Annotated in this window: 22 protein-coding genes; 8 read left to right on the top strand and 14 right to left on the bottom strand. The window is 64.0% G+C overall.

Annotated features, from left to right (window positions below):
* Nucleotides 1-229: 229 nt before the first annotated feature.
* The 11 genes from AC066S_RS04530 to AC066S_RS04480 form a co-directional block, all read right to left on the bottom strand.
* Nucleotides 230-3,601, bottom strand: coding sequence for an adenylate/guanylate cyclase domain-containing protein (locus tag AC066S_RS04530; RefSeq protein WP_126256489.1), 3,372 nt, complete (start codon nt 3,599-3,601; stop codon nt 230-232).
* 42 nt (nt 3,602-3,643) lie between these two features.
* Nucleotides 3,644-4,042, bottom strand: a complete 399-nt coding sequence (locus tag AC066S_RS04525; protein ID WP_478269007.1) for a YybH family protein — start codon at nt 4,040-4,042, stop codon at nt 3,644-3,646.
* Between the two features lie 143 nt (nt 4,043-4,185).
* A complete protein-coding gene (locus AC066S_RS04520; protein WP_478269006.1) occupies nt 4,186-5,049 on the bottom strand; it encodes a sugar phosphate isomerase/epimerase family protein in 864 nt (287 codons plus the stop codon).
* Nucleotides 5,049-6,239 (bottom strand): dihydrodipicolinate synthase family protein, encoded by a 1,191-nt coding sequence (locus AC066S_RS04515; protein WP_478269005.1) that lies wholly within the window; start codon nt 6,237-6,239, stop codon nt 5,049-5,051. Before AC066S_RS04515 ends, AC066S_RS04520 begins: the two co-directional genes overlap by 1 nt.
* Nucleotides 6,240-6,376: 137 nt before the next feature.
* Complete coding sequence (locus tag AC066S_RS04510) at nt 6,377-7,528, bottom strand: Gfo/Idh/MocA family protein (protein WP_478269004.1); 1,152 nt, start codon at nt 7,526-7,528, stop codon at nt 6,377-6,379.
* Nucleotides 7,525-8,922, bottom strand: a complete 1,398-nt coding sequence (locus tag AC066S_RS04505) for a hypothetical protein (RefSeq protein ID WP_478269003.1) — start codon at nt 8,920-8,922, stop codon at nt 7,525-7,527. The genes AC066S_RS04510 and AC066S_RS04505 overlap by 4 nt, the downstream gene beginning before the upstream one ends.
* Before the next feature lie 202 nt (nt 8,923-9,124).
* On the bottom strand, nt 9,125-9,955 hold the full coding sequence (locus AC066S_RS04500) for an ABC transporter ATP-binding protein (RefSeq protein ID WP_164718468.1): 831 nt from the start codon (nt 9,953-9,955) through the stop codon (nt 9,125-9,127).
* Between the two features lie 134 nt (nt 9,956-10,089).
* Nucleotides 10,090-11,082, bottom strand: coding sequence for an ABC transporter substrate-binding protein (locus AC066S_RS04495; RefSeq protein WP_478269002.1), 993 nt, complete (start codon nt 11,080-11,082; stop codon nt 10,090-10,092).
* A 57-nt stretch (nt 11,083-11,139) separates the two neighbouring features.
* Entirely contained in the window at nt 11,140-11,949 is an 810-nt protein-coding gene (locus tag AC066S_RS04490) for an ABC transporter permease (RefSeq protein WP_478269001.1), read from the bottom strand.
* A 392-nt stretch (nt 11,950-12,341) separates the two neighbouring features.
* Complete coding sequence (locus tag AC066S_RS04485) at nt 12,342-13,049, bottom strand: TetR/AcrR family transcriptional regulator (protein ID WP_205680463.1); 708 nt, start codon at nt 13,047-13,049, stop codon at nt 12,342-12,344.
* A 193-nt stretch (nt 13,050-13,242) separates the two neighbouring features.
* A complete protein-coding gene (locus AC066S_RS04480; protein WP_478269000.1) occupies nt 13,243-14,091 on the bottom strand; it encodes a VOC family protein in 849 nt (282 codons plus the stop codon).
* A 224-nt stretch (nt 14,092-14,315) separates the two neighbouring features.
* Here AC066S_RS04480 and AC066S_RS04475 point away from each other — a divergent pair, with 224 nt between their 5' ends.
* Together AC066S_RS04475 and AC066S_RS04470 are read left to right on the top strand one after the other, a co-directional pair.
* On the top strand, nt 14,316-15,209 hold the full coding sequence (locus AC066S_RS04475) for a sugar kinase (RefSeq protein ID WP_257177331.1): 894 nt from the start codon (nt 14,316-14,318) through the stop codon (nt 15,207-15,209).
* Between the two features lie 6 nt (nt 15,210-15,215).
* Complete coding sequence (locus AC066S_RS04470) at nt 15,216-16,133, top strand: ribokinase (protein ID WP_478268999.1); 918 nt, start codon at nt 15,216-15,218, stop codon at nt 16,131-16,133.
* Here AC066S_RS04470 and AC066S_RS04465 read toward each other — a convergent pair whose 3' ends face one another.
* Nucleotides 16,134-17,354, bottom strand: coding sequence for an NAD(P)/FAD-dependent oxidoreductase (locus AC066S_RS04465; RefSeq protein ID WP_478268998.1), 1,221 nt, complete (start codon nt 17,352-17,354; stop codon nt 16,134-16,136).
* Nucleotides 17,355-17,580: 226 nt separating this feature from the next.
* Between AC066S_RS04465 and AC066S_RS04460 the strand changes: the two genes are divergently transcribed.
* Both AC066S_RS04460 and AC066S_RS04455 read left to right on the top strand, forming a co-directional pair.
* A complete protein-coding gene (locus tag AC066S_RS04460; RefSeq protein WP_478268997.1) occupies nt 17,581-18,375 on the top strand; it encodes an enoyl-CoA hydratase/isomerase family protein in 795 nt (264 codons plus the stop codon).
* On the top strand, nt 18,372-18,953 hold the full coding sequence (locus AC066S_RS04455) for a histidine phosphatase family protein (RefSeq protein WP_478268996.1): 582 nt from the start codon (nt 18,372-18,374) through the stop codon (nt 18,951-18,953). The genes AC066S_RS04460 and AC066S_RS04455 overlap by 4 nt, the downstream gene beginning before the upstream one ends.
* A gap of 100 nt (nt 18,954-19,053) precedes the next feature.
* Here AC066S_RS04455 and AC066S_RS04450 read toward each other — a convergent pair whose 3' ends face one another.
* Entirely contained in the window at nt 19,054-20,769 is a 1,716-nt protein-coding gene (locus AC066S_RS04450; RefSeq protein WP_478268995.1) for an IlvD/Edd family dehydratase, read from the bottom strand.
* Nucleotides 20,770-21,257: 488 nt separating this feature from the next.
* Here AC066S_RS04450 and AC066S_RS04445 point away from each other — a divergent pair, with 488 nt between their 5' ends.
* Complete coding sequence (locus tag AC066S_RS04445) at nt 21,258-22,226, top strand: hypothetical protein (RefSeq protein ID WP_245481291.1); 969 nt, start codon at nt 21,258-21,260, stop codon at nt 22,224-22,226.
* A gap of 31 nt (nt 22,227-22,257) precedes the next feature.
* On the opposite strand, the gene AC066S_RS04440 is transcribed toward AC066S_RS04445, so the two are convergent.
* Nucleotides 22,258-24,051 (bottom strand): winged helix-turn-helix domain-containing protein, encoded by a 1,794-nt coding sequence (locus AC066S_RS04440; RefSeq protein WP_135167946.1) that lies wholly within the window; start codon nt 24,049-24,051, stop codon nt 22,258-22,260.
* Nucleotides 24,052-24,202: 151 nt separating this feature from the next.
* Between AC066S_RS04440 and AC066S_RS04435 the strand changes: the two genes are divergently transcribed.
* The 3 genes from AC066S_RS04435 to AC066S_RS04425 are packed head-to-tail and all read left to right on the top strand — an operon-like array spanning nt 24,203 to nt 25,069.
* The gene (locus tag AC066S_RS04435) at nt 24,203-24,508 is read left to right on the top strand and encodes a nickel-binding protein (RefSeq protein ID WP_135167945.1); all 306 of its coding nucleotides are present in this window, start codon (nt 24,203-24,205) and stop codon (nt 24,506-24,508) included.
* A 53-nt stretch (nt 24,509-24,561) separates the two neighbouring features.
* Complete coding sequence (locus AC066S_RS04430) at nt 24,562-24,777, top strand: hypothetical protein (RefSeq protein ID WP_478268994.1); 216 nt, start codon at nt 24,562-24,564, stop codon at nt 24,775-24,777.
* Nucleotides 24,778-24,811: 34 nt separating this feature from the next.
* The gene (locus tag AC066S_RS04425; RefSeq protein ID WP_478268993.1) at nt 24,812-25,069 is read left to right on the top strand and encodes a hypothetical protein; all 258 of its coding nucleotides are present in this window, start codon (nt 24,812-24,814) and stop codon (nt 25,067-25,069) included.
* Nucleotides 25,070-25,103 lie beyond the last annotated feature (34 nt).

The following is a 25,103-nucleotide window of genomic DNA, read 5'->3' as shown; positions in this document are numbered from 1 at the left end:
ACGACAGTCTCATTCCTCCTTCCGCGGCGGACCTCGTCTCCCGCCGAGCATCATTTGTGTTCGTGATCGCTTGAGACTGCTCCATCTCCTTCGAGTTAATGGCATTGGAATGTGGGAAGCAAGAAAATCGCATTCGTATTGCCACAGCTTCGCAGATTGAATTGGCGATTGATAAGCCGGGGTTTGAGGTCAATGTTGATGCGCCATCGTGGGCGACGACGAGAAGGAATCAGACCTCAGCAAGTTCCTGCATCAGCGCCTTGGCGGAACGAAGGTCTGCTGTTTCAAAACCTTCCGTAAACCAGCCATAAACGGAACCAAGGAGGCCCCGCGCGTCGGCCACCCGGCCCTGGTCGCGCCAGAGCCGAGCCAGACTCATGGCCGCACGCAATTCGAAGGATTTCGCGCTTTGGCGTTGAGCAATTATGAGCGCAGCTTGCAAACAATTCTCGGCCTCCTCAGCTGAAGCACCGCCAATACGACGCAGTTCGCCGTCGATGCATGCAAGCTCCGCCTCCCAAATATGTTCTTCGTTGCGCGCAGCAATGGCCTTCGCTTCCGCGAGGGTGGCCAGCCCGTTTTCGTCGTCGCCCAACTGGCGGTACATTGCCGCGAGCATCCACAAGTAACGGACCTGGTACCAACTGGCTCCGAGCCTGGCTCGCTCGTTCAGACTGAGGCGCATGAGCGGCAGGCCGCCCTGCACGTTACCTTCTTTTGCCATCGCCCAACCCCGCAGGATGAGGCCGCTCAAGCGCCAATAGTTCAAGCTGTGCTGATCGGCGAGATCGATGATTGCATCGGCGTGCGCATGCACAGCCGCCGTGTCGCCCATCAGCTCCGCAGGCCCCGCTCCGCCATAGACCTGCACGTGCGCGGTAAGGTTCGTCTGATTCAGCTCCGCAGCGTATTCAAACGCCGCGCGGCTGGTCCTCTGGGCCTGTTCGGGGTAGCCAAGCATCCAAAGCACAATTGCCAAATAGGGTAATGCGGACGCCTTCGGGTCATGTACATAGTGAACTGGCGGCGGCCGATGCGTGTCCGGCTGATAACGACTCAAGATCATTTCGAACTCCGAGCGAGCCGTAAGAAAGTCGCCGGCATGCATGGCGGTGAGCGCCGCCATACGATGTGCAGCTAGATCAAGCGCCGTGTCGCCGGTCCGCTCGGCGGCGCGTTGCGCCTCGGCAACAAGGATCTGCATGGCACCAAAGTCGCCGCGCACGAAGTGGAAAATAAACTTCCCGCTAAGAGTAGCGAACAAGGCACCCGTGTCATCGAGTTCATAACAGAGCGCGTGAGCCCTGCTGAAGGCAGTGCCCAATTGCGGAGCCGTGTATCCGTGAATAGCGATCAGCGGACCTCCGATCGCCGTTTGCAGCGCGAGTTCCTGGCGATCGCGCTCGGGTCCTTGTGGACTGGACTTCAGTGCCTCCAGTCCCCTTGTGAGATGAGTGATCGCTTCGAGATTGGCGGAACGTTCCGCTGCAATCCGGCCGGCCCGCAGCCAATAGCCGACTGCCTTTCCCGCCAACCCACCCTGCGTAAAGTGCGAAGCAATCGTTTCCGGCTCCGCCTCCGCACGGGCAGGATAGTGTTCTTCCAGAGCTGCAGCGATGCGGGCATGGATCTGCTGCCGTTTGCCCTTTAAGAGGCTCTCATGCGCGATATCTTGGACCAGCGCGTGTTTGAAGCTGTAGCCAATATCCGGAGGTGCTCCACGCCGGAATATGAGCTCGGCTGTTAATAGCTCATTGAGAGCACGCTGCAGCGCATGCTCGTCGAGCGCTGTAACTGATCGCAGAAGGTCGTGCCCAAATTCGCGCCCAATGCAAGCTGCGATCTGGGCGACCTCCTTGACCGGCGCCAACCGATCGAGGCGCGCCATCAACGAATCCTGCAGTGTCGTCGGGATCGCCAGCGGCGGCAACGGACCTATCAACTCATAGTGGCTGCCGTGGTCTTTGAGCAGTCCGGACTCAATGACGGCCTTGGTGAGCTCCTCGACAAATAGCGGCACGCCATCGGTTTTGGCCAAGATCTGCTCAAGCACCTCTTGTGGAAGCATTTTGCCGCCCGTGACCCGATCGACCACAGCCGCCCCTTGCCTCCGGCCGAGTCGGCTCAAAGAAAGCGCCGTCACGTGTCCATGGCCTGTCCAGCGCGAAAGGAACTCCGGCCGGAAGGTAATAATCATCAGAATCGGAAGACCCTGCACTTCGTCAACAGCCCGGTCGAGGAATTCGAGCATGGTAGGATCTGCCCAGTGGACATCCTCGTATATGGCAAGAAGCGGCTGCCTTGCCGACAGGCCTTGGATCTGCTCCAGCAGGGCTTGGAACGTTCGCTCTTTCTTCTGGTGTGGACTGAGCGCGAGTGGCGGGTATCTCCCACCTGCTGGAACTGCCAAGAGGTCGGCAAGAACCGGTGCGCTCTCATGCACGTCGCTTGTCGCAAGAGCGAGCATGGCTTCGAGCTTATCTAGCTGTTCTTCGGGAGCATCTTCCCGTCTTATTCCCGCCGCCCGTTCAAGAAGGCCAATAACCGGGTACAACGCAGTGTTGGCATGGAATGGCGAACAGAAATGGCTCAGCGGCGTATGCGGCGCACCTGCGAGGTGATCGCGCAGGGCCCGCACGAGTCGTGACTTGCCAATCCCTGCTTCGCCGCCGAGCAGCACGATCTGTCCCTCTCGCTCCTTTGCGCGCTCCCACCGGTCCAAGAGCAACGCAAGTTCTTGGTCTCGTCCAATCAGCGCGGTCGTGGCCATACCGTGCTGGGCGTCGAAACGGCTCTCGGCTTCGCCCTCCCCAGTGACGAGCCAGGCCTGTACCGGTCCGGGAAAGCCCTTGAGAGGCACCGTGCCGAGGTCGCGGTACATGAAAGCCTCGCCGAGTAGGCGGCGCGTTGACTCGGCAATCACGACGTCGCCGGGCTCGGCCAGCCCCTGCAGGCGTGCGGCCAGGTTCGGCGTCTCACCGATCACAGCGCGCTCGCGAGCCTCTCCCTCGCCGACCAGTTCACCGACCACGACCAGACCAGTTGCAATGCCGACGCGAGCGGCAAGCGCTAAGCCGCCCGGGCCCGTCAGGGACGCGACCGCCTTCGTCACCCGAAGTCCAGCCCGGATGGCACGCTCCGCCTCATCTTCATGCGCCCGCGGCCAACCGAAATACGCGAGAACGCCGTCACCCAGGAATTTGGCTATGTGGCCTTCGAACCGAGCGATCTCACCCGCCACGGTGTTGTGGTAGGCCTGCATGAACTCACGCACCTCCTCGGGGTCGCGTCCCGAGGCGAGGGCGGTCGAACCGACCAAGTCGACGAACATGACTGTTAGCTGCCGACGGTCCGCCTCTGACGGTAGTAACGGCCTTACCTGTCCAGCTGGTTCACCAGCACCAATGAGGGCGGCAGCAATCGATGATGAGCGCGCTTGAATCGCTTTCAGCACCGTCTTCCGCGGGCCGAGCGGCAAGCCAAGCTCTCGCAGATCGGCTTCAGTCAGCTCTTGCAGGACATCAGGCGTGACTTCGGCGTCCTGGAAAGCCTGAGTGTAGCGCTCCAGCCCAAGACCGCGAAGCCATTCCGCTATATCCACGCGAAGTCTCCTCGCGCGGCGCCCAGCGATTGGACGGCGAGCTCAGTTGAAGGTATGTAACCTCAGCTTCAGTGAGCCGTCCGCTTGACGCTCGAACACATGGGCAGCAAGGCCGCCGACGCTTTGACGGCTCCCATCCGATCCCCTGCCGTCGGCCGTCCATTTTGCCGTACTGAAGACGACCTTCTCGTCTCCACCCGCGTCCATGATCGTTAGTTTGTGATCGGTGAAGCCGCCTGAAAACAGTCCAGCGAAGAAATTTTCGATTTCTTCCGGACCCGATATGACCTGATGCGTTGGTGGTAGTACTTTAGCGTTTGAAACATAGGCTGCGGCAACCGCTTTAGAGTCGGCTTTGTTGAACGCCGAATCCCAGGCGGCATAAGCCGCAGTAATTTCGTCTCTGAGGTCGAAGCTCGTGGAAGGCGCCAAGTTCGTCATGATTCCCTCCCTCATTTTGACCTTCGTGAGTGCCCCATCCTATCACTCCTGGGCGGTGCGCGACATCGGAAACGTGCGGGAACCCCGCAGTCACCAGCAAGTCCAACAATGTCCCTAAGCCCGTGAGGCCAGCGGACCTGTTACTACACTACTGTCTTATGCCGCGCGATGCAGGTGCGCAGCACCTCGTCCATCGGCTTGTCCCACCAGTCGTTGGAGAAGATCTCGATCTCGGAATAGCCGGCAAAGCCCTCCGCTTCGACCGCTTGACGCACCGATTTGATGTCGATGACGCCGTCGCCCATCATGCCGCGGTCGTTGAGGATGTCTTTCGTCGGCACCAGCCAGTCACAGATATGGAACGCGAGCAGGCGATCCTGGCCGGCGCGCACGATCTGGCCCATCAGCTCCGGGTCCCACCAGATGTGATAGACGTCGAGCGCGACGCCGAGCATGCCGGTGCGGCCGGGATCGAGCCGGTCACAGATATCGAGCGCCTGCTTGGTCGTGTTCACGCAGGCCCGGTCCGCCGCATAGGCCGGATGCAACGGCTCGATCGCCAGCGGCAGCTTCGCCTGCCTGGCGTAGTCGAGCATGTCGGCCAGCGCTTCCTCGACCTGCCCACGCGCCGCTGTGAGATCCTTCGAGGCTTCGCTGCCCGGCCGCGAATATTGCGGCAGGCCGCCGACGACCAGCACGATGCAAGGCGCGCCCAGCGCTTTGGCTTCGTCGACGCAGCGCCTGTTGTCGTCGCGCACCTCGCCCCGGCGCGATGCGTCCGAGGTGAACATGCCGCCGCGGCAATAGCCCGACAGATCGAGGCCAGCCTCGCGCACCGCGCGCGCGGCGCGCTCGAGACCCACCGTTGCAACCTGGTCGCGCCAGGGATCGATGGCACGGATGCCGTGCTTCGCACAGGCATCGATGATCGCGATGAGGTCACCCTGCTTGCGGACCGTCGCCGTGTTCAGCGACAGCCAGCGGTGATCGGACGAGAAGTCGCGCATCAGGGTTCGATACCGTGGGTGGCGAGCACGGTTTTCATCCGCCGCGTCGCGAGTTCGGGATTGGAGAGCAGGCCGGCCTTGTCAGCCAGACGGAACAGTTCGGCCAGATGCAGCGTGGAGCGCGTGCTCTCCTGTCCCCCGACCATGGTGAAATGATCCTGATGGCCGTTGAGAAAGGCCATGAACACGACGCCCGTCTTGTAGAAGCGCGTCGGCGCCTTGAAGATGTGGCGCGACAACGGCACCGTCGGGCCGAGCACGTCGTGGAAGCCGGCTTCGTCGCCGGCCGCCAGCCGCGACAGCGCATAGGACGCCGCCGGCGCGATCGCATCGAAGATGCCCAGCAGCGCATGCGAAAACCCCTGCTCGTCGCCGGCGATCAGCTCCGCGTAATTGAAGTCGTCGCCGGTATACATCCTGATGCGCTTGTCGAGGCGACGCCGCATATCGATCTCGCGCTGCTTGTCGAGCAGCGAAACCTTGACGCCGTCGACCTTGGCTGCGTTGCCGTTGATGATGGCGACCGCAATGTCCATCGCCTTGTCGAGGTCTTTGGTGCCCCAATAGCCCGTCAACGCCGGATCGAACATGTCGCCGAGCCAGTGGATGATCACGGGATCGCGGACCTGCGACAGCACGCGGTCATAAACTTTTGCGTAATCGTCGGCATTGCGGCCGAGTTTCGCAAGCGCGCGCGACGCCATCAGGATGATGCGGCCGCCGACCTTCTCGACCGCCGAGATCTGCTCCTCATAGGCGCGAATGACGTCGTCGAGGCTCTTGGCGTCCTCGACCGCGAGATGGTCGGTGCCAGCACCCGAGAACACCAGCGCATTGCGACGCTTGGCGGCACCGACCGAGCGCGTGATCAGCTCCAGCGAGGTCGGCCAGTCCAGTCCCATGCCGCGCTGCGCGGTGTCCATGGCTTCGGCAACACCGAGGCCGAGGTCCCAGACGTGCTCGCGGAAGGCGATGGTCTTGTCCCAGTCGACAGCAACCGAGAGCCAGGGATCGTTGTCCGCGAAGGGATCGGCCACCGTGTGCACAGCGGAGAAGGCGATGCGATTCAGCGGTCCCTCGAGCTTCTCCGGGAACGTGCGCGAGGCCGCCAGCCGGTAGGTCTCGATCGATCGATCGGGCCTCGGCAGCTTGAGCGATAGGGATGACATGGGTTGGACGGGCTTGGTCATGATTTCAAACCTCTCCCCGTCATTGCGAGCGAAGCGAAGCAATCCAGAATGCCTCCGCGGCAACAGTCTGGATTGCTTCGTCGCTTCGCTCCCCGCAATGACGGGTTGGTTAACATCGGGGCATTATCCAATCAATCTCACGCCTTGATCGGGGCGACGTCGATCCAGCGCCGCTCCTTCCAGCTCTTCAGCGCGCATTCGGCGAGTTGCACGCCCTTGGCGCCTTCGAGCAGCGTGAACTTGTAGGGCGCATCCTCGTAGACATGGCGAATGAACATCTCCCACTGCTCTTTGAAGCCGTTGTCGTAGCTGACGTTATCAGGCAGCTTCTGCCAATCGCCGTAGAAATCGTGTAGCCGCTTCTCGTCGGGATTCCACACCGGCCTCGGGGTCGCCTGCCGCGCCTGGATCATGCAGTCGGTGAGGCCAGCGACCGCCGAGCCGTGGGTGCCGTCGACCTGGAACGTGACGAGGTCGTCGCGATAGACGCGCGTCACCCAGGACATGTTAATGTGCGCGATGACGCCGCCTTCGAGCTGGAAGGTCGCGTAGGCGGAATCGTCGGCCGTCGCCTTGTATTTCTTGCCCTGCTCGTCAAAACGCTCGGGGATATCGGTGTTGCCGATGCAGACCACACTCTGGACATTGCCGAAGAGGTTGTCGAGCACGTAGCGCCAGTGGCAGACCATGTCGAGGATGATGCCACCGCCGTCCTCGCTGCGATAGTTCCAGGACGGCCGCTGCGCCTCCTGCCAGCCGCCCTCGAACACCCAATAGCCGAACTCGCCGCGCACCGACAGGATGCGGCCGAAGAAGCCGGAATCGCGCAGGAAGGCGATCTTCTTCAAGCCGGGCAGGAACAGCTTGTCTTGCACCGTGCCGTGCTTGACGCCCTTGGCGTTGGCGAGCTTGACGACCTCGACGGCTTCCTCGAGATTCGTCGCGATCGGCTTCTCGCAATAGACGTGCTTGCCGGCATTGATGGCCTGGGTCAGAAGTCCCGGCCGCGCCTGCGTGGTCGCGGCATCGAAGAACATGGTGTCGTTGTTGTCGGCCAGTGCCGCGTCGAGGTCGGTGGTCCAGCGGGTGATGTTGAAGCGCTTGGCGAGCGCCTCGACCTTCTCGGCGCTGCGGCCGACCAGGATCGGATCGGGCATCACGCGATCGCCGTTCTTCAGGCGGACGCCGCCCTGGTCGCGGATCGCGACGATCGAGCGGATCAGGTGCTGGTTGAGCCCCATGCGGCCGGTAACGCCGTTCATGATGAGGCCGAGGCGTTGGGTGGTCATGCCAGATACTCCTGAAGTGATTTTGGCTGTTGGAGCGGGCGAAGCGCCGACCAGTCCGGATGGACCGAGGTCGCAAAGCCCGCAGCATGAAGCGATCCCGTCAGGAGATCGCCGTCGTGAATGGAGAGGCGGATGCCTTGTCCGGCGTCGGAATAGAGATCGGGATGCGCGGCCGCGAAGGCTTGCGCTTCCGCGGCCGGCGCCTCGCCAAAGCCGTCGACATAGTGGTGGCCGTTGCGCTCGGCATGGGTGACGCCGATGAAGGCGCCGAGTGCAAGGTCCTGCTGCACGGCAAGCCCGGCCTGGCAGGTGAGGTCCTCGCCGGTGACGAAGAACCTCTCGCCTTCCGCGCTCCATCTTGCGGCGCGCGTGGCATTGACGATGGATTTGTAAAGGCCCTTGCAGGACTTCGATGAGATGCCGCGATAGCCGAGGGCCCGGGCCGCCGGAAAAGCATCGTAGGAATCGTCGGCTTCGTCGATGATAAAATCACGGGCGCGGAGCGAGCCGAGCGGCGATTGCCGCGTGATGTCGCGCGGCATCGGCTGCTCGACATAGAGCAGGCGCGAAGCGATCGGGCGCAATGCGGGATCGGGATCGAGCTGGTCCATCAGCGCCTGTAGCACGGCGAGGTCGGCATATTGCTCGTTGGCGTCGAGCGTTACCCTGGTGTCGCGACCGAGCGTATCGAGCTCCTTGCCGATCCGCACCAGGCGCGCGGCATCGGCTACGGGATCGCCCGACAGCTTGAGCTTGAAGTAGCGTGCACCCGCGTTCCCGCGCGGATCGGCAACGCCGCCCTCGCCCTCAACGACATCATCAAGGCCGACCGTATGCCTGATGGCAACGCGCTGCAGCGGCATCCGGCCGGAGAGAAACGTCCTGATGTCCCTCTCGCTCAGGTCAGGAGAAAGCCGGGCATCGATGCCGGCGATGTTCGCAGCCATGCCGTCGAAGAAGCTGGCCTCGACGCCGCGCAGCAGAGCATCGAGGATCGCCTTGTCGATCTCCGCCGGGCCATAGCTTGCTGCGAGCGACGGAATGTTCTTCTTCGCGCAGGTTGCCACCTGGGCCCCGATGCAGGAGGCATGCAGATCGAACGCGGTCTGGTAGCCGGTGCGCGCCAGATAGAGCCCACGCGCGATCTCCAGCGACCGTCGCAGCCCATCGACCGTCTGCTCCGGCGACAGCTCCGGCCGCTTGTCGAACCATTTCGGCACCAGCAGCTCGGCGCTGGCACCGACCGCAACACCCCTGCCCTCGACCTCGATCTCGGCCCGCACGAACAGCTGCGGCGTCGCGTTGATTGTGATCGCGCCGAAACGGAACGGCCGCGCGAACTGCACGGGACGTTCGAACAAGGCGATGTCTCGCAGCTTCAGGCGGGGGGACATGGTGCTAGTTGGTCCCACAAAGCTGGCCGCGGATGCGGTGCACCTCTCCCGCTTGCGGGAGAGGTCGGCACGAAGTGCCGGGTGAGGGTTCCTTCCTCTGGGGGAGTCTTTCCAGCGGAGACACCCTCTCCCCAACCCTCCCCCGCAGGCGGGGGAGGGGGCGCACCGTCGTCGCGGTTGCAGCCCAAACCAGTCGCATCGCCTAATCCAACGTACCTTGCGAGAAGAAGTGCTTGCGGATGCGCTGCACGAGCTCGGTAAACACAGGATCGGCCATCGCGTCGAGCGAGCGCGGGCGCGGCAGCGGCACGTCGTAGATCGCGGCCACCGCACCGGGGCGCTCGGTCATGACCAGAACGCGGTCGGCGAGGAACACGGCCTCGGGAATCGAATGCGTGATCAGCAGCACCGTCTTCCTGGTCTCGCGCTGGATCCGCATCAATTCGACATTCATGCGCTCGCGCGTCAACGCATCGAGCGCACCGAACGGCTCGTCCATCAGCATGATCTTGGGATCGTGCACCAGCGCGCGGCAGATCGAAGCGCGCTGCTGCATGCCACCGGAGAGCTGCCAGGGCAGCTTCTTCTCGAAGCCTTCGAGCCCAACCAGTCTTAAGAGCGCTTTGGCGCGATCGAGATATTGCGGCCGCGGCAGCCGCTTCATGTCGATCGGCAGCATCACGTTGTTGAGGATGTTGCGCCATGGCAGCAGCAGCGCGTTCTGGAACACGATGCCGACATTGCCGTGCGGCGCCGTCACCTTCTCGCCCTCGACCAGGATCTCGCCCGATGTCGGCGCCAGCAATCCCGAGATCAGCTTGAGCAAGGTCGACTTGCCGCAGCCACTCGGGCCGACCACGACGAAGAACTCGCCGTCATTGATGTGGAAATCGAGCGGCCGCAGCGACGGCACGTCGCCGTCGCGCGTTCGATAGGTCTTGGACACGCCGGACAGCTTGATGCCTGATGCATCGCCCGCCCGGTCGCTCACCAGTCTCAGATGTGCGGCAGGCTGCGCGTCAGATGCCGCCATTGCTGCTAAGTTCATTCAATCAAGCCCACTGAGTGTGAACCGTCATTCCGGGGCGATGCGGAAGCATCGAACCCGGAATCTCGAGATTCCGGGTTCGCCCTTCGGGCGCCCCGGAATGACGGCGGTTTTTGCTTTCACGAGCCGCTCTTCGGCAGATAATCGTTGGTGTAGAAGGACTTCGGGTTGTCCTTGGCCTTGGCGTCGAGACCGCCATATTCGACCATCAGATTGACCGAGTCCGTCATGTTCTGGTCGGTGACCTGGAAGGGACGCTTGCCCTTGGTGTCCGCGGTCCGATAGAGCGGAATGGTCAGCTCGAAACCTTGCGTCAGCGTGTCGATCTTGCCGCCCTTGGGGTTGGCATCGAGGATCGATTGCGCCGCCGCCTTCGGCTCCTTCTCGGCGGCTTCGACCGCTTTCGTGGTCGCCGACATGAAGCGGCGGACGAGGTCGGCATTGGCCTTCACGTAGTCGGTGTTGGCGATGACGCCGGAGGAGACCATGTTGATGCCGTAGTCGGCGAACTTGATCGGATAAACGTCCTTGCCGGTGGCGTCCTTGATCTTCATCGACTGGTCCATGACGTAGCCGAGCAGCAGATCAGCCTGGCCGTTGATGACGGCGTTGAGCTTGGTCTGGCCGTCGCCGGCCACCGTCTGGAAGTCGCTCTCCTTCAGGCCGGTCTTCTTCAGGAACAGCGGCCAGATCTGGGTCATGGAATCCGCCGGCGTGATCGCCACCGTCTTGCCCTTGATGTCTTCGGGCTTCCTGATGTTCTTGTCGGCGAAGCCCATCGCGGACATCGGCGAGGTCTGCAGCAGCACGCCGGTCGCAATCACCGGCGCCCCCTTGATCGCGGCGCGCATCATGGTGGGGACGTCGACATAGCCGAAATCGGCGGTCTTCGCCGCGACGGCCTGGGTGGTGGCGGCCGACCCGCGGCCTTCCTGGATCTCGAGCTCGATGCCCTCGGCCGCATAGATGCCCTTGGCCTTGCCGTAATAGAACGGCGCGTGCTCGCCATAGACGTACCAGTTCAACATCAGCACAACCTTGTCGGCCGCCTGCGCCGGCATGGCCGCAAGAACCATCAGCACCGCTGAGACAGCCCCGATCAACCGCTTCATCGCTTCTCTCCCTTGCCGTCTGTTACGTCGGCCGTTGGTGGCCGTTCGTTGTCCTAGTCAGGATGCAAAGATCACGTCCTCGCGCTGGCTGACATGCCAGGGAATGACCAGCTTCTCGACCCGGTCGACGATCCAGAACAGGACCACGCCGAGCAGCGCGAGGATGACGAGCGCCGCGAACATCGTCGGCAGGTCGAACGTGCCGATCGAGCGCTGCATGACGTAGCCGATGCCGGAATTGGAGCCGACGAACTCGCCGACGACAGCGCCGACCACGGCGAGCGTCACCGAAACCTTGAGGCCGGAGAAGATCGCCGGCAGCGCATGCGGCAGGTTCACCGCGCGGAACACCTGAAAACGGCTGCCCTGCATGGCGCGGGCGAGATCGACCATGTCCGGGTCGACCGATTTGAAGCCCTGCACGGCCGAGACGACCACGGGAAAGAAGCCGAGCAGGAACGCGGAAATCACCTTCGGAATGATGCCGAAGCCAAACCAGACCACGAACAGCGGCGCGATCGCGATCTTCGGTACGGATTGGGAGAACACCAGCAGCGGATAGACATAGCTCTCCACCGTCTTCGAACCCGCGATCAGCATCGCGACGGGAATGCCGAACAGCGCCGACAGCAGGAAGCCGCAGACGGTCGCATAGGTCGTCGGCCAGGACTGCCGCAGCAGTTCCGGCCACTCGGTCCGCAGCACGGCAACGACATCGAGCGGCGACGGGATCTGGTAGGCGGGGATCCTGAACAGCCGGATCGCGAGATCCCAGGCGACAACGATGAAGACCAGGAACAAGAACGGCCGAACCCAGGCTGCATTCAGCACCTTGGAAACGGTGTTTTGCGGCTTCGGCTCGGCCAATTTTCACTCCCGGCAGTCTTCTTCGTTGTGGGGAGAAATTAACCCGTTGGATAAATACTGTCCAGAGCTTTCCCTGTGACGTTTTGCGCCGGGGGTGCGGGCGGTTGGGGGGACGGGACTATCGCCTCCATGTCCCGGACGCGCTGCGATGCGAAGCGTTGCTGCGCTGAGCCGGGACCCAGCGGCGGCGTACTCGATAGTGACATGGGCCCCGGCTCAGCAGCGCATCACTTGCGTGCTGCGCTGCGTCCGGGGCACGAGACCGCCCCACCCTCAGTGTCATTCCCCGCGAAAGCGGGGAATCCAGTACGCCGCGGCTTCTCCGTAAACCGCCGGCGTCTCGGGAATACTGGATTGCCCGCCTTCGCGGGCAATGACAGCGAGGAGCTTGGCTAAGCCGTCTGCGGCACCGCAGCGCGCGACTTCGGCGCCTTCGCGATCTCGAACAAGGCCACGGACTGTCCCGTCAGCGCAGCCAGCACGAGGCCCACCATGTGCGCCAGTCGCTCGTCCTTGGCCTTCTTGTCCAGCAGATCGCGGCCGAAGATGACGCTGAGCGTCGCCGAATTGGAGAGGTAGAAGAAGCTGAGCGCCGCGATCGAGATATAGAGCTGCACCGGGTCGACCGCGACCTGGAAGTCGCCGGACTCGACGCCCCGCCGCACCACGGTGCGGATCATCTCGACGAAGGGCGAGTGCATCGACTTGACCTTGGTCGACTTCTTCAGGTGCTTGGCGCGCGCGAGGTTCTCGGTCTGGAGCAGCGACAGGAATTCGGGATTGCGAAGGAAGTAATTCCAGGTGAACTCGATCAGGCGTCTGATCGCCTCGGGCGGATCGAGATGTTCGAGATCGAGCCCCCGCTCCTCGCTGCGGATCTTGTCATAGGCGCCTTCGAGCACCGCGAGGTAGAGCTCGTCCTTGTTGCCGACGTGATAGTACAGCATGCGCTTGTTGGCGCCGGCCTTGGCCGCAATGCGGTCGACCCGCGCACCGGCGAGACCATGGGCGGAAAACTCCTGCTTGGCGGCTTCGAGAATGCGCAGCCGCATCCCTTCGGGATCGCGCTGCCATTTCAGAGTTCGCTTTGCCTTCGCCAAACCGGGTGCTCGCTGGGGTGCTGACAAGACGCGTGTAGCACGCGCGCGCGCGTTTGAGAACGCAAGGTTGCCGGTTGGCTCCGTCATTCCGGGGCGCGCCCTCTTGGGCGCGAGCCCGGAATCCATCGAGCCTCATAACGGGCGGATGAACGGATTCCGCGCTCGTCGCTTCGCGACGCCCCGGAATGACAACTCACTCCACCGGCTTCGGCGAGCGCTCCAAGAGCACCGTCTGCACGCCGCACGTCCCATTCCGCACCGTCATGATCCGCGTGCCCGGCTTGCGGCCCTTGCGCACTTCGCTGACGTCGAGGCCGGCAGCGATCAGGCGGGCGCGGGTGGCGTCGATGTCGGCGACGCGCCAGCTCAGGCCCCACAGACGGTCATGCGCGAGATCACTGCCGGCGACCGGCCGGCGGACCACCTCGACGATGAGGTCGCCGCAGCGGAAGAACATCAACTGGCCCCAATCCTGGTGCGAGCGGTCGAGCGCCAGATCGAGGCCGAGCCGCGCGCCGTAGAGCGCGGCGGCACGTTCGGAATCCTCGGTGGTGACCACGACGTGATCGAGCGCGTCGATCGGCGCGATGTCGGTGGCGACGGAGAGCGGGCGCTCGTCGGCCAGCTCGAGGAAGAACATGCGCACGCCGCGCGTGAGTTCCGTGGCGGCGCGTGTGCGCTTCCAGTGCAGGACGTTGCCTGTTTCCCTGTCGCTGCTTTCGACCTCGGCGACCGGATCGGGGTTCAGGGCCACCCGCTCCAGCCGCCGGTGCATCCGGCTCATGTCCGCGACACGAAAGCACAGGCTGGCGAGCACCCCCTCGTGGTCATCGAGCAGTGCCCGCATGCGATCCGCGGTCACGCTGAAGCCGCTCGGCGCCATCAACTCGATCGTCATGTTTGCGAGGGTGAACAGCACGCGATCGGCGCCCTCGCCCGAGTTCTGCCAGGCCGGCGCGCGGGCGAGCAGCGTCTGGTAGGCCGCCTTGGCCGCCCCGATGTCCCTAACCAGAACGACGACATGATCGAGGCCCGTGATCATTCTTCCCCCTTTTGATCGCCCCTTTCATGGCCCTGGAACCCATGGGCCGAAACACGGCGTTTGTCCGGACTTGGCATTGCCCGGTGATGGTCGTATTCCCTGACCATGCTGACCTCAAGCGCTTCGGGCGGCAGTTTTGCGAATAATTTCAGCGTCCCGCCGGAGCGGAACCGGTGCTACAGTAAGCGCACCGGCCGGGACCACAAGCGCATGACGGACAGGCAATGCAGGCTCTCTTCATCGGACAGACCTATATCGACGTCGTCTTCATCACCGACCACATGCCGAGCGGCGACGAAAAGCACGTCGCCTCGGACTACGCCGTCTCCTTCGGCGGCAACGCCGTGACGGCGGCGTTCTGCTGCGCCAAGCTCGGCATCGTGCCGGATCTCATCGCGACCGTGGCCAATGACTGGCTGGGACGCATGTTCCAGGACATGTGCGCGAAATACGCGATCTCGCTGCACGGGCGGAAGGTCAATCAGTCCTCGCTCTCCTTCATCATGCCCAAGGACGGCAAGCGCGCCATCGTCCGCTGCCGCGACGACGAGCACATCCATCCCTTTCCGATGCTCAATCTCGGCGGCTGCCGCGCACTCCATGTCGACGGCCACCAGCCGGATGCGGCGATCCACTACGCAAAAGTCTGCCGCGAGGCCGGCATTCTGACCTCGCTCGACGGCGGCGGTCTGCGCACCAACACCCATGAGCTCCTGGAATTCATCGACGTCGCCATCGTCGCCGAGCGCCTGTGCGAGCAGATGGACCTGACGCCCGAGAAGATGCTCGACTACCTCAAGAGCCGCGGCTGCAAGATCGGCGGCGTCACCATGGGCGAGAAGGGCCTCTTCTGGTACGACGAGACCGGAACGGTGCAGGTGATGCCGGCGATGCCGATCCCGCGCGAGCGCGTGATCGACACCAACGGCGCCGGCGACGTCTTCCACGGCGCCTATGTCTATTCCTACCTCGCTCATCCCGGCAAAAGCTGGCGCGAGCATTTTGATTTCGCGAGGGCCGCTTCCACCTTCAAGATCCAGCGCCTCGGCAACGAGGCCGGCCTGCCGACGCTGGTCGACATCGCCAAGGTCAGGCACGAGTTCGAAGTCAGGGTCTAGATCCAGATGGGGCGCGTCTTCGTCGCGGGCAGCATCAACATGGATGTGGTGGCGACGGCCGATCGCCATCCGAAGGTCGGCGAGACCGTCGCGGGCCGGCAGGTGCTGTATTTTCCAGGCGGCAAGGGGGCGAACCAGGCGGTGGCGGCGTCACGCCTCGGCGCCGGGACGACGTTGATCGGACGGCTGGGGAAGGATTCGTTCGGGGCCGAGCTGAGGACGTTCCTCGGCGACCAAGGCATCGATCTCGGCTATGTCGTGGAGACGGCCGAGGCGCACACCGGCACGGCCATCATCACGGTCGCCGAGGCCGACAACACCATCGTCGTCATTCCAGGGGCAAACGGGCTGGTCGGCGCGGATGACGTCGAGGTCGTGCCGCTTCTGGCGGGCGACGTCGCAGTGAGCCAATTCGAGATTCCGCTGCCCAGCATTGCCGCGTTCTTCCAGCGGGCGCGCGCAGCTGGCGCCGTCACCATGCTCAACCCCGCACCGGCGCAGAAGATGTCCGGTGAGCTGCTCGCGCTGGTCGACATCCTCGTGCTGAACGAGACCGAGCTCGGCTTCCTCGCCGGCGTGGACCTGTCCGACAGCGACGAGGCCGCAAAGATTATCGGCGCCGCGCGACAGCTTCAGGTGCGCGAGGACCAGACCATCTGCGTCACGCTCGGCAAACGCGGCGTGCTTGCGCTTGCCGGGCGCGAGGAGATCACCGTGCCGGGGCGCGCCGTGAAGGCGATCGACACCACCGGCGCCGGCGACTGCTTCGTCGGCGCGCTCGCCGCGCAACTTGCCGACGAAGTGCCTTTGCGCACCGCACTCGCCTTCGCCAATGCCGCCGCCTCGATCAGCGTGCAGCGCATGGGCGCGGGGCCGTCGATGCCGACGGCCGCGGAGGTCGAGGCTGTTCTCGGTGCCTCTTGATTACGCCAGCGCGCTCTTCAGGTCGAAGCTTTCGTCCGCGGCCTGCTCCGGCGTGATCGAGCGGTCCATGGCCTGCAGGCGGCGGCCGAACATGTGGTCGCCGGCGCGGTTGATGGACTCGATGCCGAGCAGCCTGTCGCCCTTGTAGCAGAACGCCGAGAACGCCTTGTTCGCAGGGCTGCCGCGCAGCACGACGCGGTCGTAGCCGGTGGTCAGCCCCGCGATCTGGAGCTTGTCGTCGCCCTGGTCGCTCCAGAACCAGGGATGGCCGTCATAAGGCTTCTTGTCGCCGGTCAGCCGCGCCGCGAGGCAGCGGGCATGATCGGTCGCGTTCTGCACCGATTCAAGCCGCAGCGATCCGCCGAAGCGCGGGCTGGCGAACAGCGCGCAATCGCCGATCGCGGAGATGTCGGGATCGGCCGTCGAAAGATATTCGTCGACGATAATGCCGGCGGCGACCGGCAGCCCCGCCTCCGCCGCGAGCTCGATGTTCGGCAGCACGCCGACGCCGACCACGACGAGGTCGGCGGGCAGATGCCGTCCGTCGCTCAAGGACACGCCGGTGACCTTGCCATTCTCGGCTTCGATCGAGGTCGCCTGCACGCCGAGGTGGATGCGGATGCCGGCCTCGCGATGCCGCGCCTGGAAATATTCCGACACCTCCGCCGTCACCGCCCGCGCCATCACGCGCGGGGCGAGCTCGATCACGTCGACCTCGAGGCCCTTGATGCGCGCTGTGGCGGCGAATTCGAGGCCGATGAAGCCGGCGCCGATGATCACGGCGCGCGTCTTCGAGGGCATGATCTGGCGCAGCGCCTCGCTCTCGTCGAGGATGCGCAAATATTTCACGCCGGGCAGGTTGGCATTGGGCAGATCGAGCAGCCGGTTGCGCGCGCCCGTCGCCAACACGAGATGGCCGTAGCCAAGCGTTTCGCCGGAGGCGAGATGCACTTTGCGCCCCGCGCGGTCGATCGAGGCCGCGCGGCCGGCGATCAGCTCGATTTTCTGGTCGTGGTAGAACTTTTCGGGGCGGAACATCAGGCTCTCGGGACCGGCCGAGCCCTTGATGTAGGCCTTGGACAGCGGCGGCCGCTGATAGGGCAGATGCGCCTCGTCGTTGATCAGGCAGACGCGGCCTGCAAAGCCGGCCTGGCGCAGCGATGCCGCGACCTGGTAGCCGCCATGGCCGGCACCGACGATGATCACCGGACCGTCGCTCATTGGACAGCCCATTTCCGGAAGACACGAGCGTGACCCATGCCATCTCCTCTCGCTGATTATGGTTGCTGACCTTACGAGGAGCCGGCGCTCGTGTCCGTCCCTTGGAAAAGGCCTGGCCATTTGAGCCTATCGTTCCCTCCAGTGCAAGGGTGCAGCGCAGGGATTGTCTCCCCCGCGCTTCTGCGATTTAGTCGCTCCCCAGGACCTCATGCCGGGGACATCCAGGATGCCAGCTCCCATCTCCCAGCCCGACGATCCCGCCTTGCTGCGGATCGACGGCCCGATCGCGACCATCACGCTCAACCGCCCCGCCGCGTTCAACTCGATCAACCTTGCGATTGCGCAGAAGCTCGAACAGCTCGCGGCGTATATCGAGGGCGACGACGCCATCAAGGTCTTGGTGATCGATGGCGAAGGCCGCGCCTTCTCGGCCGGCGGCGATCTGCAGACGATCGGGGCGGCCGCCGAAGCAGGCACCGTGACGCCGGTCGTCGGCGAGCTCTTGAAGCACTATCATGCCTTCATCGAGATCGTCAGGCGCATGCCGAAAATCTCGCTGTCGAGCGTGCACGGCTCGGCTGCCGGCGCCGGCATGGGCCTCGCCTTCGTCACGGACCTCTGCATCGCCGCTGATGACGCCAAGTTCACGCCGGCCTACGCCAAGATCGGCGTGTCGCCGGACGGCGGCTCCACGGTCGGCATCGTCGGCACGGTGGGCTCGCGCCGCGCGCTGCAGATCTTCCTGTCCGAGGACAATTTTAGCGCGCAGCAGGCCTATGAATGGGGCCTGGTCGCGAAGGTCGTTGCCGCCGCGGACTTGAAGGCGGCGACGCGAAAGCTCGCCGAGCGCCTGGCGCAGAATCCGCCGGCGGCCATCGCCGGCACCAAGCAGCTGGTCTATCGGGCCGCGACTACGCCGGTGAAGCAGCAGCTCGATGCCGAGGAGCACAAGATCATCATGGCGATGAACACGGAGGATTTCCGCGTTGCCGTGAAGAAGTTCACGAGCAAGTCGAAGTGACACCCGCGCGTTCATTCTACGGCCTCCGCCACGGCGCCACCGACTGGAATCGTGACGGGCTATTCCAGGGACGAACCGATAATCCGCTGAACGAGGACGGCCTGCGGCAGGCGCACGCGGCCGTGGACATGCTGCGCAGGGCCGGCATCAACCGCATCGTCGCGAGCCCCCTGGTCCGCGCGGCGCGAACGGCCGAGGTCATCGCGGCCGCGATCGCGGTGCCGCTCGCGATCGACGACGGCATCATCGAGTTCGACTTCGGAAGCTTGGAGGGCCTGCCCGTCCGCGATCTCATGATCAGGCACGGTGTCAAGTCGGCGACGGATCTCGTCGCGATCCTGCCTGAGGACGGCGAAAGCTGGCACGCCATGACTGAACGGTCGCTGCGTTGTGTCTCCGCCTGGCTCGACCGTCACCCCGACGACAATTTTCTGTTCGTCTGCCATGACGCGGTGATGCAGGGCATGGCCAACGCGCTCTGCGGAAGCTATTTCAAGAACAGCCAGGGCATCCCATTCCGTTACCTGCACGAGGCCGGACAATGGCGGGTCGAGCAGGTCGCTATTGCGGACGGATAGATCGGCAGCCTCGCGTAGCGCCTTCGCAAAGCTGACGCGGGCGAATTGCGGCTCTCCCAAGCTGCCCGCCACTCCAGCGGTCTGAGCGTTCGTCTTTCGGTCAGCTTGTCTCGGTCTTCCCAGTCCTCTGCATGAAATCGAAATCGCAGCCCTCGTCGGCCTGCATGATGGTCTCGTTGAACAGCCAGGCGTAGCCGCGGCGTGCTTCCTCCGGCGCCGCACTCGGCTTCAGGGCGGCACGGCGGCGCTCAAGCTCGGTCGCATCGACCAGCAGCTCGATGCTGCGCCTGGCCACATCCAGGCTGATCATGTCGCCGTTCTGCACCAGTGCCAGCGGCCCGCCCACAGCGGATTCCGGGGCGATATGCAGAACGATCGTGCCGAACGCGGTGCCGCTCATGCGCGCATCCGAAATGCGCACCATATCCTTGGTGCCGCCGCGCGCGAGCTTCTTCGGGATCGGCAGATAGCCCGCCTCCGGCATGCCCGGCGCCCCCTTCGGGCCGGCATTGCGCAGCACCAGCACGTCGTCGGCAGTCACGTCGAGATCGGGATCGTCGACCCGCAAGGTCATGTCCTCGACGGATTCGAACACCACCGCGCGCCCGGTGTGCTTGAGCAGCTTCGGGCTCGCCGCCGATTGCTTGATGACGGCGCCGCGCGGCGCGAGGTTGCCGTGCAGCACGGCAAGGCCGCCTTCCTTCTTGATCGGATTGTCGCGCGAGCGGATCGCGTCCTGACCGGGCACGTCTTCCGCATTGGCCACGACATCGCGCAGCGTCTGGCCGGAGATCGTCTTGGCATCGAGATCGACGAGGTCGCCGAGCTGCGCCAGCAGCTTCGGCACGCCGCCGGCGTGATGGAAATGCTCCATATAGTGCTCGCCGGACGGCTTGAGGTCGACCAGCACCGGCACCTCGCGGCCGATCTGGTCGAAGACCTCGAGGTCGAGCCGGTGCGGCGAGCGATGCGCCATCGCGGTCAGATGGATCAGGCCGTTGGTCGAGCCGCCGATCGCCTGAAGCACCACCTGCGCATTCCTGAACGAGGCCGGCGTCAGCAGCTCGCTCGGCTTCGGCCCCTTGGTCTTGGCCATCTCGGCGGCAACCCGCCCACTGGCCTCCGCCAAGCGGAAGCGTTCGGCGTGCGGCGCCGGAATCGTCGCGCTCATCGGCAGCGACAGGCCCATGGCTTCGATCATGCAGGCCATGGTCGAGGCCGTGCCCATCACCATGCAGGTGCCGACCGACGGCGCCAGACGCCCGTTCACCGCCTCGATCTCGGCATCGTCCATCTCGCCGGCACGATATTTCGCCCAGAGGCGGCGGCAGTCGGTGCAGGCGCCCAGCACTTCGCCCTTGTGATGGCCGACCACCATGGGGCCGACCGGAATCACCACGGTCGGAAGGTCGGCGCTGATCGCGGCCATGACCTGCGCCGGCAGCGTCTTGTCGCAGCCGCCGATCACGATCACCGAATCCATCGGCTGGGCGCGGATCATTTCTTCCGTGTCCATTGCCATCAGGTTGCGCAGATACATCGAGGTCGGATGCGCGAAGCTCTCGGCGATCGAGATGGTCGGGAACACGAATGGCATCGCGCCGGACAGCATCACGCCACGCTTGGCGGCTTCGATGATCTGCGGGACGTTGCCGTGGCAGGGATTGTAGTCGCTATAAGTGTTGGTGATGCCGACGATCGGGCGCTCCAGCGCGTCGTCGGAATAGCCCATCGCCTTGATGAACGCCTTGCGCAGGAACAGCGAGAAGCCGGCATCGCCATAGCTCGTCAGACCCTTGCGCAAGCCACTCGTCATCAGGTCGCTCCTTCAGCTTTGAAGTCGTGGTAAGGCCAGCCCCCTGATTGTCAATAAGCCGAGTTGCAGGCCTGACGCTTGGTGGCCGGGGCCCTTCTTGAGCGAGCATCTCACGGCTCGTCGCAGTTTCAACTCCAAGGTGATCCTGCATCCGGTTTGCCGATCTCGACGCGCCCCAACGAGCGCCGAGTGCTTCCAGCTTTCCAGCTTCTCCGGCGAGTTTCGGTGGAACGCCAACTGTCATGGTGCGAGCAGCTGAACCTCGTGGACCCAGCACCGGTGCGCCACCATCAGACTTCCTTCGCACTTCACCCGCGGCGCGGAGTATGGACTTGAACGCAACTAAGAATGATTAGCAAGTAGTTGCATTCCCGGCCATTCTATGGGATCCTTTTGCGAATGACTTGCAGTCGCAAGGGGCTTGCGCGCGAACCCGAGCCCCTGCGTCGATCGGTGCCTTGGTTTGCGTGGGTGGTGGGATTGTTGTGGTGAGAAGATCGAGCTTCCCGGGCGCATTAGCGGCGGCAACCATCGTCGGTCTGGCGAGCAGCGTCTCTGCCTCCGCTGATGAGGGCGCACGCGGCCTCGCATATGCGGCTCCCTGGCCCGGCTCCGCACCCGGCCTCGGCGTCAACAAGCTGGCAGGCGGGTTGCCGTCAGCTCACGCGGAGATCGACACCGAGCACATTTTCGGCTTCAGCATGGGCTCCGACATCGGCAAGCCCGGCGAAATCGAGGTCGAGTTCGAGAATGTCGGCGCGTTCGGCAAGCGCTCCGGCACCTACGCGGCCTGGGCCAATCTCAATCAGGTCAAATACACGGTCTCGGATAATTTCCGGATCGCACCCGGATTTGCACTGAGCGGACAGCGCATCAACGGCGTTCCGGGACTTGCCGATCATTCGGACGTCTCTTTCGGCGGCGCCGCGCTCGAACTGCGCTACAAGCTGGTCGATCGCGCCGTCGCGCCCTTTGGGCTGACCCTCCACGCACAGCCCGGCTGGAGCCGGATCGACGACGCCACCGGCCTGCATATCCAGCAATATGGCGCGGAGTTTGCTGCGCTATTCGATCGCGAGCTGGTCAAGGACAGGCTGTTTGCGGCCTTCAACGTCTGGTACGGGACCGGCGGAACCCGCGAGATCGCCACTAATCTTTGGCGACACGATTCCGAGATGCAGCTCCAGGCAGCGATCTCGTACGCGGTGCAGCCCGAACTCGTGTTCGGCCTCGGCGTACGCTACGCGCGGGCCTATGACGGCGGCGCACTCGACCGCTTCCTCGGCGATGCCGTGTTCGCGGGCCCGACCTTCTCCTACAGCATCTCGAAGGAAGTCGGCATCTCCGGGACATGGCAGATGCAAGTTGCCGGCAAGGCGATCGGCGACAATCGCAGCCTCAACCTGGAGCAGTTCGAGCGGCACCAAGCGCTGTTGCGCCTCAACTTGCATTTTTGATGTCGGGCTGCACGAACGGCGTGGACGGTCGCTAGGCAGCGCGTCCGCTCGTTCGGATATCAGCCTCGCGCCGCAAAGCCGCGCATTCAGCCCCGTACTTCCGCGAGCCGAGTTCGCTTGCCAGGAGCTGGGCTGCGTGGATTTCCGCCGAAGCGCCTCGAACGTCATCATGCGCCAATTGCAGCTTCGCGATGCGGAGCCTCAGCCTGACGGCCTGCACTCGCCCGTCGATGCTCGACCATAGCTGCCGGGCCAGATGAAGATGCCGCAGCGCAGAGTCGTAATCGTCGCGCGCATGGGCGAGGACCGATTGCGCCTCGTTCGTCAATGCCCGGATCGACGGCATCGGCCATCGGTCGGGACTTCCGGAGAGTTCCTCGATCAGCTCCAATGCCTGCTCACGGCGGCCCGTGTGCGCGGCGGCAAGCGCAAGATGCGCGAACAGCATTCCTCGCCGTTGTAGGGTCCACCAGGTCTTTCCGATCAAACTACGTTCGAGACTGGCGTAGGCGGCTTCAGCCTCACCACGTTCCAGCAGCAGCATGGCGCGGCCTGGTTCCGGGCACCAGCCGTGCGCGTAAGCCTTCTCATAGGCTTCGAGCGCGTCCTCGTCGTTACCGATCGCCGCGTGAACGTCGCCAAGCACGCGGTTGGCGTCGCCGATCGCCCAAGGCGCATCGCCGGTGAGCCGTGCCAGCGAGTCCTGAATGCGGGACAAGGCTTCGCCGAGCGAGCCCCTGACGCCGAGAACCTCGGACCGATGAAGCTGGCAGGAGCCGGTCAATTCCATCCCGCTCTCAGTGCAGTATTTCTGATAGCCCAGCGTCCACTGGTCGGCCCTCGCCCAATCGCAGAACATCCGCGCCGCCCACAAGATGTTGCAGTAGAGGATGCCTCCGACAATGGGATCAATATCGCCGCTGGAGAGCGCCATCGCAGCGGCGAGATCCTGGTCCGCCAGTCCTGCGCGTGTATCGCCCAGACACAGCCGGTAGAACCCGCGATAAGCAAGACTCAGCGCCTCGATGCCAACAGCGTCCTTGTGCCGGACCGTGCTGTACGCGATGTCGGCAAGAGAAAGCGCCTGTTCAGGCTCGCCGTCGAACGCGGCGACCTTCGACTTCATCCAGAGTGTCAACGCAGTCGTGGCCGGATTTTCGATCTCGGAGGCCCAATCCTCAGCACGGGCCAGCCAGCCCTTGGCAATCGCCGCCTGGCCGCGCTCGAAGTGCAAGCCGGAGAGTGTGACGGCGTCGACGACAGCCGGCGGCACGTTGCCGGCCCTGATATGGGCGGCAACCGCCCGAGCCAGAACAGGAACAGCTGCATGGGCCTTGCCCGTGCACTGCAGAGCCAGCGCCCACTGGTGCAAGTCGGCGCCATCGAGGGAATCGGCGATATCGGCCGTCTCGAACAGCGCCGCGGCCTCGTTCCAGGCCTGTGCGGCAGCAGCGCTTCGCGCCTGTGCTCGCACGTCCGCGGCTTGCCCGTCCGTCGTCCCAGGAGCGGCAACCTGCAGCTCCGATGGGCCTTCGATGCAGAAACGATATCCTCTGCCCGGCATATTCCGGATGGCGCTGTCCATGCCGCCCTTGCGCAGCACACCGCGCAGCATGCTCACCGCTCGCTGCAGCGAGTTGTCCGTGACCGTTACGTCAGGCCAGAGAGCCTCGAGCAGTTCGTCCTTGGTGACGACCCGATCCCGGTTGCGCATCAGGTAGACCAGCAGATCGAACACACGCGGCTGCAACGCGACTTCCTTCTGCGCGTGCATCAGCGCACGGCCCGCTTCATCCAGCTCGAAGGGTCCAAACCTGAGGGTCATATCGTTGAGTCCGGGCAAGGCGGAAAAGGTTCAGACAAGGATCAGGCAATGATCAGGCCGCAGTAAGGACGGTCAGCACCGGCCACGCCTATAGCTCCTCACGGCCTCGGGTTGCTCCCGACCCGCAGGCAACACCCCCGAGGAGATATTGATGGAACTCTATGTCATTCGCCGCCCAAGCGCCTGGGCAAACCTGAGCGAACTGGAAGCCGCCGGCGCGAAGTCCGCGCGGATCGGCAACGAGCAAATGTCTGACCGCGTCCGCTGGATCCGCAGCTATGTGGTCCATGAGGCGGACGGCCGCATCGGCACCTTCTGCATCTACGAGGCGCGCGATGGGGATTCGATCCGCGAGCATGCGCGGCGCGTCGGCATGCCCGGCGAGGAATTCTACAAGGTCGCCACCACCGTGCTCGTTCGCGGCGATCCCATCCCGCAGACGGCGGCTGCCGAATAGCAGATCAGCGCGGGCGCCGTCCTCGACTCGTGATTCCGTGAAAGGATTAGGAAATGTCCATTCAGTCTCAGGCGCCGCCCGCACTGAGCCTCCCGCAGCGATATCTCGCCAGCATCCTGCTGCGGCTTCGCCGGCTCATCAATCGGTCGGTCGCCAGCATGCTGGCGAACCGCGAGAAGGCCGCAATGCAGTTCGCCAAGGGTTGCAACGGCACCACGGCCAGCGATGGCAGCCCGGTTCGAGACACGCATCACCATCAGAGGATTTGATTCCCAGCAACCGTTTCAATTCGAGGAAATAGTCATGAGTTCTTTTTCCCAATCCGACGCTCCCGAAGCCAAGGCCTCCGATTTCAGGAATTTCAGGCCTGGAAACTTCAAGTCCAGAACCGCCGCGCTGGCGATCGGCACGACCGGTGCCGTCCTGATCTCGCTTGCTCTGGCGTCGGCTGCAGCGACGTTCGACGATCATCGCACCGAAGGCGCGAGTGGCGGCGCAACGGTCCAGAAAAGCCCCGGCAGATGCAAGGCCGCGACGGTTCCGACAACCTTTGCAATGTGACGAAGGCAACAGTGGCACGCCCACTGATCAGCCA

Source organism: Bradyrhizobium sp. CFUWI, assembly GCF_056429085.1.
The sequence above is the reverse complement of the archived record's forward strand: the minus strand, read 5'-3'. Positions and strand labels throughout refer to the sequence as shown.

Bases quoted from the DNA above. Each gene is read 5' to 3' on its own strand.
- AC066S_RS04505 (WP_478269003.1), bottom strand. From the start codon at position 8,922: ATGTCCCCCCGCCTGAAGCTGCGAGACATCGCCTTGTTCGAACGTCCC.
- AC066S_RS04520 (WP_478269006.1), bottom strand. From the start codon at position 5,049: ATGCGCGACTTCTCGTCCGATCACCGCTGGCTGTCGCTGAACACGGCG.
- AC066S_RS04435 (WP_135167945.1), top strand. From the start codon at position 24,203: ATGGAACTCTATGTCATTCGCCGCCCAAGCGCCTGGGCAAACCTGAGC.
- AC066S_RS04425 (WP_478268993.1), top strand. From the start codon at position 24,812: ATGAGTTCTTTTTCCCAATCCGACGCTCCCGAAGCCAAGGCCTCCGAT.
- AC066S_RS04525 (WP_478269007.1), bottom strand. From the start codon at position 4,042: ATGACGAACTTGGCGCCTTCCACGAGCTTCGACCTCAGAGACGAAATT.
- AC066S_RS04460 (WP_478268997.1), top strand. From the start codon at position 17,581: ATGCCAGCTCCCATCTCCCAGCCCGACGATCCCGCCTTGCTGCGGATC.
- AC066S_RS04480 (WP_478269000.1), bottom strand. From the start codon at position 14,091: ATGATCACGGGCCTCGATCATGTCGTCGTTCTGGTTAGGGACATCGGG.
- AC066S_RS04430 (WP_478268994.1), top strand. From the start codon at position 24,562: ATGTCCATTCAGTCTCAGGCGCCGCCCGCACTGAGCCTCCCGCAGCGA.
- AC066S_RS04440 (WP_135167946.1), bottom strand. From the start codon at position 24,051: ATGACCCTCAGGTTTGGACCCTTCGAGCTGGATGAAGCGGGCCGTGCG.
- AC066S_RS04500 (WP_164718468.1), bottom strand. From the start codon at position 9,955: ATGGCGGCATCTGACGCGCAGCCTGCCGCACATCTGAGACTGGTGAGC.
- AC066S_RS04495 (WP_478269002.1), bottom strand. From the start codon at position 11,082: ATGAAGCGGTTGATCGGGGCTGTCTCAGCGGTGCTGATGGTTCTTGCG.
- AC066S_RS04465 (WP_478268998.1), bottom strand. From the start codon at position 17,354: ATGAGCGACGGTCCGGTGATCATCGTCGGTGCCGGCCATGGCGGCTAC.
- AC066S_RS04510 (WP_478269004.1), bottom strand. From the start codon at position 7,528: ATGACCACCCAACGCCTCGGCCTCATCATGAACGGCGTTACCGGCCGC.
- AC066S_RS04450 (WP_478268995.1), bottom strand. From the start codon at position 20,769: ATGACGAGTGGCTTGCGCAAGGGTCTGACGAGCTATGGCGATGCCGGC.
- AC066S_RS04475 (WP_257177331.1), top strand. From the start codon at position 14,316: ATGCAGGCTCTCTTCATCGGACAGACCTATATCGACGTCGTCTTCATC.
- AC066S_RS04470 (WP_478268999.1), top strand. From the start codon at position 15,216: ATGGGGCGCGTCTTCGTCGCGGGCAGCATCAACATGGATGTGGTGGCG.
- AC066S_RS04515 (WP_478269005.1), bottom strand. From the start codon at position 6,239: ATGACCAAGCCCGTCCAACCCATGTCATCCCTATCGCTCAAGCTGCCG.